Origin of the sequence: Providencia sp. PROV267 (genome assembly GCF_028477825.1) — a bacterium.
Classification (GTDB): domain Bacteria; phylum Pseudomonadota; class Gammaproteobacteria; order Enterobacterales; family Enterobacteriaceae; genus Providencia; species Providencia stuartii.
In genome coordinates this window covers 193,458-207,405 of the sequence record NZ_JAMPLX010000023.1, presented here as the reverse complement: position 1 = coordinate 207,405, position 13,948 = coordinate 193,458, and the positions used below count along the sequence as shown (strand labels likewise).

Annotated in this window: 10 protein-coding genes and 2 pseudogenes; 1 reads left to right on the top strand and 11 read right to left on the bottom strand. The window is 41.1% G+C overall.

Going from position 1 to position 13,948, the window contains the following annotated elements; all coding sequences use genetic code 11:
• The 11 genes and pseudogenes from PR709_RS15955 to nudF all read right to left on the bottom strand — a co-directional run.
• On the bottom strand, positions 1–852 hold an 852-nt coding region (locus PR709_RS15955), incomplete at its 3' end, for a hypothetical protein (RefSeq protein WP_272570996.1).
• A 237-nt stretch (positions 853–1,089) separates the two neighbouring features.
• Positions 1,090–1,185, bottom strand: a pseudogene (locus PR709_RS19615) (PAAR domain-containing protein); the annotation flags it as partial.
• A gap of 226 nt (positions 1,186–1,411) precedes the next feature.
• Positions 1,412–2,353 carry a hypothetical protein gene (locus PR709_RS15950; protein ID WP_076914713.1) on the bottom strand — a complete coding sequence of 314 codons (942 nt, stop codon included), beginning with the start codon at positions 2,351–2,353 and terminating at the stop codon, positions 1,412–1,414.
• Between the two features lie 253 nt (positions 2,354–2,606).
• A pseudogene (locus tag PR709_RS19610) lies at positions 2,607–3,030 on the bottom strand (transposase); the annotation flags it as partial.
• 65 nt (positions 3,031–3,095) lie between these two features.
• Positions 3,096–4,508 carry a cell division protein FtsP gene (gene ftsP / locus PR709_RS15940; protein WP_272570995.1) on the bottom strand — a complete coding sequence of 471 codons (1,413 nt, stop codon included), beginning with the start codon at positions 4,506–4,508 and terminating at the stop codon, positions 3,096–3,098.
• A gap of 337 nt (positions 4,509–4,845) precedes the next feature.
• Positions 4,846–5,580, bottom strand: coding sequence for a 1-acylglycerol-3-phosphate O-acyltransferase (locus PR709_RS15935; RefSeq protein ID WP_040132434.1), 735 nt, complete (start codon positions 5,578–5,580; stop codon positions 4,846–4,848).
• A 145-nt stretch (positions 5,581–5,725) separates the two neighbouring features.
• Entirely contained in the window at positions 5,726–7,984 is a 2,259-nt protein-coding gene (gene parC, locus PR709_RS15930) for a DNA topoisomerase IV subunit A (RefSeq protein ID WP_036943138.1), read from the bottom strand.
• Positions 7,985–8,023: 39 nt separating this feature from the next.
• Positions 8,024–9,919 (bottom strand): DNA topoisomerase IV subunit B, encoded by a 1,896-nt coding sequence (gene parE / locus PR709_RS15925; RefSeq protein ID WP_004925119.1) that lies wholly within the window; start codon positions 9,917–9,919, stop codon positions 8,024–8,026.
• Between the two features lie 96 nt (positions 9,920–10,015).
• Positions 10,016–10,597, bottom strand: coding sequence for an esterase YqiA (gene yqiA / locus PR709_RS15920; RefSeq protein WP_004925122.1), 582 nt, complete (start codon positions 10,595–10,597; stop codon positions 10,016–10,018).
• Positions 10,597–11,436, bottom strand: a complete 840-nt coding sequence (cpdA, locus tag PR709_RS15915) for a 3',5'-cyclic-AMP phosphodiesterase (RefSeq protein ID WP_014657637.1) — start codon at positions 11,434–11,436, stop codon at positions 10,597–10,599. The genes yqiA and cpdA overlap by 1 nt, the downstream gene beginning before the upstream one ends.
• A gap of 108 nt (positions 11,437–11,544) precedes the next feature.
• A complete protein-coding gene (gene nudF / locus PR709_RS15910; RefSeq protein ID WP_272570994.1) occupies positions 11,545–12,183 on the bottom strand; it encodes an ADP-ribose diphosphatase in 639 nt (212 codons plus the stop codon).
• 343 nt (positions 12,184–12,526) lie between these two features.
• Here nudF and tolC point away from each other — a divergent pair, with 343 nt between their 5' ends.
• Entirely contained in the window at positions 12,527–13,903 is a 1,377-nt protein-coding gene (gene tolC / locus PR709_RS15905; protein WP_004925132.1) for an outer membrane channel protein TolC, read from the top strand.
• Positions 13,904–13,948 lie beyond the last annotated feature (45 nt).

The following is a 13,948-nucleotide window of genomic DNA, read 5'->3' as shown; positions in this document are numbered from 1 at the left end:
TAAAGGTTTTGGCTGCTTATAATCACTGTCCATTACCGCTTCACGCCCTTCACGCATAAAAGTATTCACAAAGCTGACAAAGATATTGGCTTCATTAGCTGTATTAAAGTTAAGGTTTGACATGGCTGATGTATAAGGCAAAAACATCTCTTCCTGCAATTCACCATTTTCAGTATTAATGCTATATAACCGGACTGCAAGCATAATCGGGGCATGACCATACTCAATATATTCATAGCGGTCTGCTGAAACTTTCCCTTTTAAATAGCTATAGACATATTTTTTCTCTCGATCAAAAATCAGGACTGGTAGCGGCTTTAAAAAGATTATATAACCCACAATACTGGTAAAAATACCAAAAATTAACGTGAAAATTATAAGAGTAACGTCCTTACCTCCAACTTTATCGACATGCCCTCCCCATAAATAGTAATCGACAAAGAAAACCCCAAAGCTTTTATTGCCTTCACCATAAAATGGTCTAAGCTCCTTAATTTTTTTAGTCAATGTTATATTTTTTTCTTTATAAAGATTATACTTTTTCTCATACATTGAGATGGTGCTAACAAAACTATTGTAGTTATCTATATTTGACTTTATTAGTACACTCAAAATTACTATAAAAAAAACTAAAATAACCAGAAAAAAGCTCATTGCCCCAACATCACGTTTTCCTCGATTAATATTCGCAATGGCAAATTGTTTAGCATTAATTTCATCAATAAAGGTTAGCTCTTCAAGCTCAACATTATTTTGGTAACGTTCGTGATTAGATACAAAGCGTTGTTTCTTGGCACGATCAAAATTGGATTTTAATGTCATGTGTTTTTTGACAAAGGCAACTATTCCCATTATATCTTTTCCTCATTAATAAAACCCAGAGTGCAATTAGCCTCATCTAACGCTTTTTCACTGTCGATATACCGCATCGGTGGTAGAGGTGACTCAATTCTGCAAATGAAATCATCCTTATAATCATTCGATTCTTTAAAGCTAACATACTGACTAATAATAGTATTCACTCATTCTTTATTGTTTTAACCCCTATGATTAAAACACTCCGCTCAAGATACTTTTTTTACTGCTTGCTTAATCCACTGCGGCAAGCACACACGCACAAACCACCTTGTGTCCTTCTAATGCTACTGAGACCCCATTAATTTTCATCAAGTTGACTTGCTCGACCAATAGATTCAAAGTGCAAATAATTTTTCTTTAATTGATTAAACAAGGCCTCTCGCTTAATTTCATGGTGATCTAATGCTACGTGATGTTCTTCTTCAAAATAGTGAACTGCATCAAGATAAAAGGCTTACAGCTTATTATCACAAATAATTTGTTTTCTTTCTGCCGTCTGCTTCATAATATTACCTGTATCTAAAAATGGTAAACCATCGGTGATTTACCATGATTAAAATAGTTTATGAATCACTTGCAGCTCTGTATTAATCGTGATCAAGTCTTCAATCATCTGATCATAAATAGCGGGCCTATTTTGCTTCCAACCCACCATATCAGGGCGATGTTCAATTGCCATCGGGGTTTTAAGTAATGGGTGATCGATGATAGGAGTAGTTAAGCCATGTTTGGCGCGGAAATTTTTGACGGCTTGATATTCAAACGGCCACGCTAATAATATTTCCATATCGATTTCATAGCCTGTCGCACTTTGTTCATTTTCATCCCAGTCAAATAAAGCGGACCATTCGACATGACGATCACACAGTGCAATAAGCCATTGGGCGACAACATCGTGATTTTCATTATATAACGCTTCTTGGCAAAAACGTTGATAAAACGGATCGATAGGAATACCTGCACTCTCCCAATCTATGGTTTGATTTTTTTCGCTTGCCAACATTTCAACGGCAAATACGCCTAGCTTCTGTGGGCGAGTATACATAGGGAGTGATTTTGCCATTTTACCCGATTGAATATTCTCAATAATTCTATCGTAGCAAAGGTGCCCAATTCTAAAGTCATCACAAGCAAAATCCATCAGTAAAATTTCGCCTTGTTCAGAAAAATCTAAAGATAAATTTTTATCCTTAAATAGGTTATAATAACTAGCTAAAAAAGAAACATTTCTATGCCAAAAGAATTTCTCAAAAGCATAAGATTTTTCATTCACATTTGAGTAGATTTCTTTCGTATAAAGCAACCCAGTAATTCCCATTGCAGAATCAAGAGCAACAACATAATTTATGTCTCTATTACTCTTTTTTTCAGCAATAATTTTTCCTATATTAGAATAAAACCTATCATCAGATTTTTTCTTCAATTCACCTGTTTTAACTGTTATTTTTTCTAAATCAGTTTTGATATATTTATTGATTAGCTCCATTCTATTCATTTTTTTATTCTTTCCATAAGAAACCTGTTATCAAATCGAGAAGTTTTACTAACAGAAAACGTCTCATCTATTCCAACTGTTATTTTGATAATCTTTACATTATCAATATTAGCACGTAAATATTCAAAGACGATCAACGACCGTCTAATCGCCGTGGTTAAAATAGCTTATGAATCACTTGCAGCTCTGGATTGATCGTCATGAGGTCTTCAATTATTTGGTTATAGATAGCTAGCATATTTTGTTTCCAACCCACCATATCCGGTGGTTGCTGCTGCCATAGTTTGAGTTCAGAATAACTTTGCCAGTCACTGCGCTAATCGCGGCAGGTGAGAGACTAAAAGCATACAGTTCTTCAATTCTCGGCTAATACCCGAGTAACTCATACTCAGAGCAAAAAACGTATTATTTTATGCTCGACCTCATTCGATAATGTCGCTTGGTGCTTTTTCACCCGTTACGGTTCGAAAGAACCATTACGATCAGGTCTCGTTGCCAGTTCAACGTTACCCGTTGATATTTTGATGGTTTTCTTAGTGATACCATTTCGGCGATTGGCATTGATATCATTCGCCAAATAAGAGTCTCAATGGGGTCAGGATACCGCCTTTGCCGATCAATACCTGCCCCTCTTGAAGTAATTTTAAGGTTTTATCAAAATCGAAAGGTTGTGTCATCAGCCCTTCCTTTTTGAGGTCGTTTACTAGGATGACACAGAATTTCTAACACTCCCGATTTAACATTAATTTTCAGGTGCCACGACCAGTTGCCCCACTGAGCCTAAATCCGCTTTTTCTAAATTGTTGCTGTAGAATAAAAATGGAAAGTGCTCATAGGATGGCTGCATCATTTGTACCAATAGTTCTGTTTTACCATCAACCCAAACTGTATCTTTCCAGCCGAAATCCTCCGGTGGTGTCGGTTGTCCATTACGGTTAATCACTTTAAAACGAACCCCTTCAATATGAAAAGGTTGAGGAACATTACTGGTTACGGCCCAGCGCTCCCACCCACCTTGTTGGCTTGATAGATCAATACGACGAGTATCTTTTGTCGTATTATTGATGCCATAAGGTTCATTAAGGTGAATATCACGATTACGAATAGATGAAGTGATCTGAGTTTTATCTTCAACTAACTGAGTAGGAACATCATCAGTCACCAAAGACATTAACCCTGTTGCTTTGATAGTCAACACATTGGTCGATATGAGTGTTGTTGAAGGTTCAAATAAACTCTTCACTCTATCCATAAAGCTCGCTGATTCACCCGCTGTAATGGTAAGCTCTTCTGTTTTTGCCATATCAATCAAGACTTCTCGACGTTCACCCGGTGCCAACGACAGTTCAGGCACTTTGACTGGTGATGTCAATAATCCTTGATCGGAGGCTATCATCACAAAAGGACGCCCATCGCTAATTTTCATGACATAGCGCCTCGAATTAGAGGCATTTAATAAGCGTAAACGGATCCAGCCACGGGAAACGTCAATATAAGGGTCTTGAACACCGTTAACTAATAACGTATCCCCAAGAAAACCGTCCTCATTGGCTTGGTATTCAGGAACCCCAAAATTATCTAAGCGCTTATCTTGGATAATAATAGGAAAATCATCGACGCCATAATGTTTTGGTAGTCGCAGATTCTTCGTTGAATCATCTTCAATGATCCACATCCCTAATAGACCATTATAAATTTGAGGCCCCATTTTGCCTTCTGTATTCGCGTGATACCAAAGGGTCGCTGCGGGTTGACGAATAGGGATCACAGGAGACCAATCGGCTCCTGAAGAGATTAACCTTGCCGCTCCACCTATTTGAGTACCAGGAACTTGCAGGCCACTAACTGTCATGGAAACAGACTCAGGTAAGCGATTACTATAAATCAGCTTAATATCATCGCCATTTTTTACTTTTACCGTTGGACCTGGATAAGAACCATTAACCCCCCATATATCCGCAGAGTATTTCCCATCAAACGACCAATGTATTTTTTGTAATGTCAAAAATAACGGCTGTCCTGATTTGGATTCTAATAATGGAGGAACAGGGAGCGGGTTTTTGCCATTACCGCTCGCAAAAGCATAGTTTGATGTATTGACCAAACACAAAGCCAGCCCTGCAATAAGCAGAAACTGACGCCGACTGAATGACATAAATTCTCCACTAAACTAAAAATAGCAGCGCTAATTATTGTTAGATATTCGCAATATAAACCAATTTAATCGTTAATTTTAGGTTCGCGCTAGCATAACCCATCATTGGGCCATAATCTTAAACTTGATACAAATGGGTTGTAATGATATCGCGAAAATAGATGAAACTCTAAAAATATCTATAACGATAAATAAAATTTAATAGTCAAAAATGACAAGATAAAATGTAATTAGACGTGTAAACAGGATCATGTGATTCATTAAATAAAAACGCCCTTTTCTGATGAGATAACCTATTCAGAAAAGGGCGTCATGTTAAGTCATCGTGCCGAACAACTTATTTATTTTGCTTGTCTATTTCAGCAATCTCTTCATCGAGCTGCTTAATTTTAGCTTCCATCAAATCATGGCAATATTCAGCGAGCTCCCTGACTTGCTCCTTGGAATAGTTTTTTGTCTCTATTGGCTCTAACATTTCAACGATCACATGACCATTATTCCAACGGTTGAGTTTGATCCTTCCTTGAGTGGTAGAAACACAAACCGGTACAATTGGTACACCCGCAGCAATCGCCGCATGAAATGCCCCTGTTTTAAAAGGTAGCAACCCACGACCACGGCTGCGAGTTCCCTCTGGAAACATCCAAATCGAAATTTGATGTTTTTTGATTTGTTCAGCCACTTGCGAAATTGTGTTATGCGCTTTTGAACGATTCGAACGGTCGATCAAAATATTCCCCGTGATCCAGTACAGAAAACCAAAAAACGGGATCAACACTAAACTTTTTTTCCCTACTGTCACCGTTCTTGGTTGAACACCATTCGACATTGTGACCATGTCATAGTTATTTTGGTGGTTACCAATATAAATGCTCGGGCCATATTTTTTCGCTTTTTCTGGAACGCGGTTAATAATTTTTATGCCAAATAATGTTGATAACCGCCCAAACATATGGCCAAAAACCATCACATGTTTTGGATTACGAGGGCTAAATAAACAATAAATTCCCCCAAATACACACACCAATATTGTATAAATAATCACAATAATGGCCCTAATCAGCGCTAGCATAGAGACCTCTGTCTAAATAATCAGAACTTGATTATCCTCACCATACTTCAAGTGCAGCATTGTCAGCACGATTGATTCCGCTATCGGCTGGCTGACCTTTACGTATTTAGAGCATAATCAATCCCATAATAAAATTGCACTATTATTATTTGTCTGCATCCGCAGTTTCAACTTCAATTCGCTCAATATTATGCAAGCCACGAGGTAGTGATGTACCACGACGCCCTCTTTCTGCACGATATTTTTGCAACTCTTCCGATTTCAATCTCAGTTTCCGTTTACCGAAATAGAGCGTAATTGAAGCCTGTGCTGGCAGCACTAATAACCAAACAAGAAGGTCTTCACCACTTGCCGCTTGAGCACCGGTAATATTGATGATCTTATTACCTTTCCCTTTCGACAATTGAGGCAAATCAGCAACAGGGAACATTAACATACGACCAGCCTTAGTAATGGCTAACAGTACATCTTCTTGCTCATTATTGATCTCAATTGGTGTGAGGATCTTGGCGTTATCCGGCAGATTAATCAGAGCCTTACCTGTTTTGTTCTTGGTGACAAGATCATTAAAGGTACAAATAAAACCATAACCCGCATCCGATGCCATTAAATATTTTTGCTCATCTTGGGCCATCAGAACATGTTCGACGGTCGCCCCTGGCGGTAGTGATAAACGCCCGGTTAATGGCTCCCCTTGACTGCGTGCGGAAGGTAGCTCTAATGGGTCAACCGAATAACTACGCCCTGTCGTATCTAGGAAAACAACAGGCTGATTGGTTTTACCTCGAGCGGCACCTTTGAAACTATCTCCAGCCTTATAATTCAGGTTAGAAGGCTCAATATCATGCCCTTTCGCACTGCGTACCCAGCCCATTTCTGACAATACAACGGTAATCGGCTCTGAAGGTAGAATTTCATGTTCGCTCAATGCTTTTGCTTCTTCACGTTCACGCAGTGGCGAGCGACGCTCATCCCCATAAGCTTTGGCGTCAGCCTGAATTTCTTTTTTAATCAGCGTATTTAGCTTACGCTCGGAGCCTAAAATACTTTGTAATTCATCACGCTCTTTAATTAATTCATCTTGCTCGCCTCGAATTTTCATCTCCTCGAGTTTAGCCAAATGACGTAATTTTAATTCTAAGATAGCTTCTGCTTGCGTATCAGAGAGATTAAAGCGCGACATTAAGACAGGTTTTGGCTCATCTTCCGTACGGATGATCTCAATAACTTCATCAATGTTAAGATAAGCAATTAATAAACCGTCTAAAATATGTAAGCGTCTAAGAACCTTTTCTAAACGATGATTAAGGCGATTACGTACCGTTTGGCGGCGGTAAACAATCCATTCATTGAGTATATCTACCAACCCTTTAACTGCTGGACGATTATCAAGACCTATCATGTTGAGGTTAACGCGATAGCTTTTCTCGAGATCTGTCGTCGCAAACAGGTGATTCATCACTTGTTCGAGGTCAACACGATTACTACGCGGCACAATGACTAGGCGTGTAGGATTTTCGTGATCGGACTCATCACGTAAATCATCCACCATCGGTAATTTCTTCGCGCGCATCTGGCTTGCAATCTGCTCAAGCACTTTCGCCCCAGAAACTTGATGAGGCAGAGCAGTAATAACCGCATTGCCATCCTCTTTTTCCCAAACAGCACGCATACGAACCGAGCCGCGACCATTTTGATAGATCTTACGAATATCCTCTCGGGAAGAGATAATTTCTGCTTCGGTTGGGAAATCTGGACCAGGAACATACGACATAATGTCATCCAGCGACAGCGTTGGCTTATCCAGTAGAGCAACCAAGGCTTGAGCCACTTCCCGTGCATTATGAGGTGGGATATCTGTCGCCATCCCAACGGCGATCCCCGTTGTACCATTGAGCAAAATATTCGGTAAACGCGCTGGCAACATTTTTGGCTCATTCAAAGTGCCATCAAAGTTAGGGATCCAGTCCACTGTGCCATGCGCAAGCTCGCTCAATAATACTTCTGCGTATTTTGATAGCCGTGATTCGGTATAACGCATCGCGGCGAAAGATTTAGGATCATCAGGCGCCCCCCAGTTTCCTTGACCATCAACCAATGGATAGCGGTAAGAAAACGGTTGAGCCATTAGCACCATCGCTTCATAACAGGCACTATCACCATGAGGGTGATATTTACCTAGTACGTCACCGACCGTCCTCGCTGATTTTTTATATTTCGCCGTATTATTAAGTCCTAACTCGGACATTGCATAAACGATACGGCGCTGGACGGGCTTTAGCCCATCGCCAATAAAAGGTAACGCCCTATCCATGATCACATACATCGAATAGTTCAGATAGGCGTTCTCAGTAAAGGCGTGGAGGGGTAAACGCTCTACGCCGTCATGAGTAATTTCACTCATTCAATACTTTCCTTACTCTTTTTGATAGCGTGATGAATGTTAGACTTCAATTTCAGCCATATCGCCTTTTTCTTGTAACCAGTTACGACGATCTTCTGAACGTTTTTTTGCTAACAGCATATCCATGACGGCCACTGTTTCTTTGTAGTTCTCATCATCAATGGTTAATTGAACAAGACGGCGAGTGTTGGGATCTAATGTCGTTTCACGCAATTGAATTGGGTTCATTTCCCCCAACCCTTTAAAGCGCTGTACATTGGGTTTGCCTCTCTTACGACTCAGCCTATCAAGCACGGCATTCTTTTCGCTTTCATCCAATGCATAAAACGTCTCTTTCCCTAAATCGATACGATACAGTGGCGGCATTGCCATGTATACATGCCCTTCTTTGACAAGCTTAGGGAAATGACGCACAAACAATGCACATAACAGCGTCGCAATATGTAACCCATCAGAGTCAGCATCCGCAAGAATACACACTTTCCCGTAACGCAATTGGCTTAAATCCTCACTATCAGGATCCATACCGATGGCAACAGAAATATCATGAACTTCTTGCGACGCCAGCACTTCATCGGAAGAGACTTCCCATGTGTTTAGGATCTTCCCACGTAAAGGCATAATAGCTTGATATTCACGGTCGCGGGCTTGCTTTGCTGAACCTCCCGCAGAATCCCCTTCCACCAAGAACAGCTCTGTCATACTTAAATCTTGGGAGCTACAATCTGCTAACTTACCGGGTAAAGCGGGGCCACTGGTTAACTTCTTACGCACCACCTTTTTAGCCGCACGCATACGCCGCTGAGCGCTAGCAATTGCCATTTCCGCTAACTGTTCGGCAACTTGAACGTTTTGGTTTAACCATAGGCTAAAGGCATCTTTTACGACGCCAGCAACAAATGCCGCACATTGGCGAGAAGAGAGACGCTCTTTCGTTTGCCCAGCAAATTGCGGATCTTGCATCTTAACCGAAAGCACATACGCACAGCGCTCCCAGATATCATCAGCAGACAGTTTTACGCCACGAGGTAAGATATTACGGAACTCACAGAACTCCCTCATTGCATCAAGTAACCCTTGGCGCAACCCATTCACATGGGTTCCCCCCTGTGCGGTTGGGATCAAGTTAACATAGCTCTCCGTGAGCAGTTCTCCGCCTTCTGGTAGCCATAAAAGCGCCCATTCAGCCGCTTCGCTCTCCCCCGAAAACTCTCCAGTAAATGGTTGATCCGGTAACAGCTCTAATCCATTAACGGCTTCCATTAAATAGTCTGTTAGCCCATCTGTATAGCACCAGCTTTGCTCTGTATTGTTGAGCTGATCCTTAAACGTGATTTTCACGCCAGGGCATAAAACCGCTTTTGCTTTTAAATTATGAGCTAAACGAGAAACGGAAAAACGCGGATTATCGAAATAGCTTTCATCCGGCCAAAAATGCACGCTAGTGCCAGTATTGCGCTTAGCGCACGTACCGATAACATGCAATTCTTCGACTTTATCGCCATTTTCAAAGGCAATTTGATAAATTTGACCATCACGGCGCACTGTGACTTCAATACGCTTAGACAAAGCATTAACAACGGAAATACCTACACCGTGCAAGCCACCTGAGAATTGATAGTTTTTATTGGAAAATTTACCACCAGCGTGTAACTGCCCTAAAATCAGTTCCACAGCGGAGACTTTCATTTCAGGATGGATATCAACGGGCATACCTCGCCCATCGTCAATCACTTCAAGTGACTGATCAGGATATAAAATTACTTCAATATGCCCTGCATGCCCTGCCAGTGCTTCGTCAACACTGTTATCAATTACTTCTTGTGCTAAATGGTTCGGTCGGCTGGTGTCTGTATACATCCCAGGGCGACGGCGAACAGGTTCCAAACCACTGAGGACTTCAATGGCCTCTGCGTTATAACTAGATTGAGTCATGTTGTCATTCTGCGGTAATAGGTGATTAATTGAACAACTCAAAGCGTTCAATCAGTGATTTACTGTTGATAATAACAGTGTACAGATGTTTTGGCATTATTTCTCTGCCAATCTCAGAAAATGGATGATTTGCGGAAAGTGATTCTCAAAACCAACAAAGGCATGATTACCTTGTGGTTCAACAGTTTGTTTGCATTTTGCAAGATAGGAAACCGCTTGGCGATAATCGAGCACTTCATCCCCCATTTGTTGTAACAACCAGATCAAATCGGGATGATCAACTTGTGGCAGATGCAATGCTTTCAGTTCATGCATATGCTTAGGCTCAAGAAAATACTTTTCATGCGTATAAGGATTGATATTTTCGCCAAGATAATCCTGCAAAAGATCAAAAGGACGCACTGCGGGATTCACCACAACAGCTGGGATCTGAAAACGCTGTGAAAACCAAATCGAAAAATAGCCGCCTAATGATGAGCCAACGAGCCCCATCGGCGCGTCTTTATGCTGTAGCACGATCTCTTCTAACATAGAAGCGGCTTGCTTTGGATAGTTAGGCAATTGCGGCACAATCATGTTGATGTGCGGGTAGTGCTCATTCACCCACTGTTTTAAGCCATTGGCTTTCGCCGACTGTGGCGAACTATTAAAGCCATGGATATAAAGAAGCGTCGACATTAGTAGCCGTCCGAATCAAAGTCAGGACTGAATTCTTTGGTATTTAAACGACACACTTGCGTACTAATATGCCTTTCCCCTTTCTCATTGATGGAGAGTTCGAGATAGCGCCAGCCTGGAGCGACGGTATCTAGTGCAAAGTTGGTACAATGAGGCTTAAACTGCACGCATGTCGAAGGCGTCGCTAATAAACGAATACCATGCCAGTATTCATCCATTTCTTGATGAATATGCCCACAAAGCATCACTTTAACTTGTGGATACCCTTTTAGGTAATCCGCAAGAATATGGGAGTTACGCAAGCTGTGCTGATCAAGCCAAGTACAGCCCGAAGGTAAAGGATGATGGTGAAGCATCACTAAAGTGGTACGCTGAGGGCGCTTATCCAAACAGCTTTTCATCCACTCAAGTTGCTGCTCTGACAATTCGCCATGTGGAACGTCTTGCAATTGGCTATCCAGCATCAAAATTTGCCATTCATCACCAATCAAAATTTCTTTTGCGCTTGAAATCCCCGCTAACTTTAAAGAGCTGACCATTGCAGGTTGGTAATCATGATTACCTGGGAGCCAAACACAGGGAGCCGGTAGACGCTCAATCCCTTTTGCAAAATGTTGGTAAGCTTCTGGTGATTGATCTTGGACTAAATCACCGGTTGCAACGATCAGATCGATAGGCAGATTTTGTTCTAAAATAGCATCAAGGACGGCATGATAGCTCTTGTGCGTGTTAATCCCCAATAGGGTATTCGCTGTATCAGCAAAGAGATGCGTATCAGTAACTTGTAAAATCCTGACTACCTTCGCATTACGAGCAGTCACTTCGAGCTGGCTGTCCAAAAGTTTTCCTTGTTCCAATAAAAAATGTCACCGTTATTTTGCTATTCTACCGTTAACAGTAGGTTAATATCTGCTAAATAGCACACACTTCATTAGATTAATTGTTATTTAAGACAGTTTCACCCATTTTTGTTGCAATTTTTTGTAATTAAGCTGTAGCCACTGGAGCACAATGACTGTTGCCGCATTATCAATAATCCCCTCCTCAACCCATTGATAAGCCTGCTCACGGCTAACCACATGGACACGGATATCTTCATTTTCTGATTTTAAACCATGGATACCAGAAGCATGGGAACTGTCAACCTCACCAATATACACATACATACGTTCAGAGGTGCCCCCAGGACTCGATAAATAGCTTAATGCTTTTTCAGTGCGACCAATGACCAATCCGGCTTCTTCGTCAGCTTCACGACGTACTACTTGCTCTGCAGTTTCATCGGTTTCTATCATTCCTGCAACCGCTTCAAGTAACCATGGCGTTTGACTGGTTTCTATGGCAGGCAACCTAATCTGCTCAATAAGCACAACCTTATCGGCTTCAGGATCATAGGGTAAGATAACGCCGGCGTGCCCGCGTTCAAAGACCTCACGAGTAATTTCTTCGCTCCAACCCCCCTCAAATAATCGATGGCGAAAGCGGTATTCAATCATTTGAAAAAAACCATTAAATAATTTACGCTTAGATATAATTTCAACATCATTTTTATTATATTTAATTGGCTGCTCTACATTTTTTGTCATAACAATCTCCTAAGCTGATGTTTTCCATATTAAGGAAAAATTATGGAATAAAACAGTTTTTAGGGCTTTTTCCCTTTATATGAGTTAATGTTTAAACAAATTGAGACAAAATGGCACAAAACGCTACCGTTAACCTATGCGATACTCTGTTACAATAAGCGTCAATATGAACTGAAATATATAGGCAACAACAAGGTCTGTTTTTGACAAGTATTTCTAGTGATGATGATTTATTTACATATAGGTTCCAGTTTGTCCTATTTATCTCGGCTCTCTCCTCACTTATGCCAGTGGGGCACAGGTAACAGGCTGAACTTATTTGCTGTTTAATCAAGGAATCCAAATGAAGAAACTGCTTCCCCTTTTTATTGCATTAAGTTTTGTGGGTCTCAGTACGAATAGCTACGCAGAAGATCTACTTCAGGTTTACCAAAAATCCAAAGAAAGTAACCCTGATCTAAGAAAATCATTAGCGGAACGTAACCAAGCTTTTGAAAAGATTAATGAATCCCGTAGCCCATTATTACCACAATTAGGTTTAGGGGCCGGTATAACATATGGCAGTGGTTATCGCGATACGAGAAATACTGAAAGCAACGGTCTCAATGCTTCTTTGAAATTGACCCAAGTCGTTTTTGATATGTCAAAATGGCGTCAACTCAGCGTCCAAGAAAAAACCGCGGGTATCACGGATGTTTCGTATCAAACCAGCCAACAGCAACTGATTTTGGATACTGCAACAGCTTACTTTAACGTATTAAAAGCGATTGACGCGCTATCCTATATCGAAGCAAATAAAGAAGCCGTTTACCGTCAACTCGATCAAACGACCCAACGCTTTAACGTGGGCTTAGTGGCTATCACTGACGTACAAAACGCCCGTGCAAACTACGATAGCGTGTTAGCACAAGAAGTTTCAGGCCGTAATGACTTAGAAAATGCGGTTGAAAAACTGCGTCAGGTCAGCGGTGTTTACTACAATCAACTGGCTTCACTGAATATCGATCGTTTTAAAACCGTGACTCCTGATCAGGTTGATGCAATTTTAAAAGAAGCGGAAGAGCGTAACCTAAGCTTACTGAGCGCTCGTTTAGCACAAGATGTTTCACGTGAAAACATTCGTTTAGCGGAAACTGGGCATATGCCAACCATCAATCTTGATGCGGCTACCAGCGTTGCCAATACACATAACCATGGCAGCAACTTCAACGGGTTAGATCGCAATAGCTATACTGGTCAAAACAGCATTGGCTTAACCTTAAGCTTACCACTTTATAGTGGTGGTGCGGTGAGTTCACAAGTTGAACAAGCACAATATGGTTTCCAAGGTGCCAGTGAGCAACTTGAGAGTGTTTATCGTAACGTAATTCAGTTGGTACGTTCTTCATATAACAACGTGTCATCTTCTATCAGTAGCATCAATGCGTACAAACAAGTCGTTGTCTCTGCGCAAAGTTCATTAGATGCGATGGAAGCCGGTTACCAAGTGGGAACTCGTACGATTGTTGACGTGTTAACCGCAACTACCGCGCTGTATCAAGCAAAACAAAACCTGTCTAATGCACGTTATGATTACATGATTAACCAATTAAACATTGAGTTTGCTCGTGGCACACTCAATGAAGAAGATATTGCTCGCCTTAATGCAAGCCTAGGCAAAGAGGTTTCAACCTCACCTAGCAGCATTATTCGCAATATTGAAACACCACAAATTAGGTAATAACATCTTCTTTAAAGGGGTCGATAAGTCGGCCCCTTTTTATTC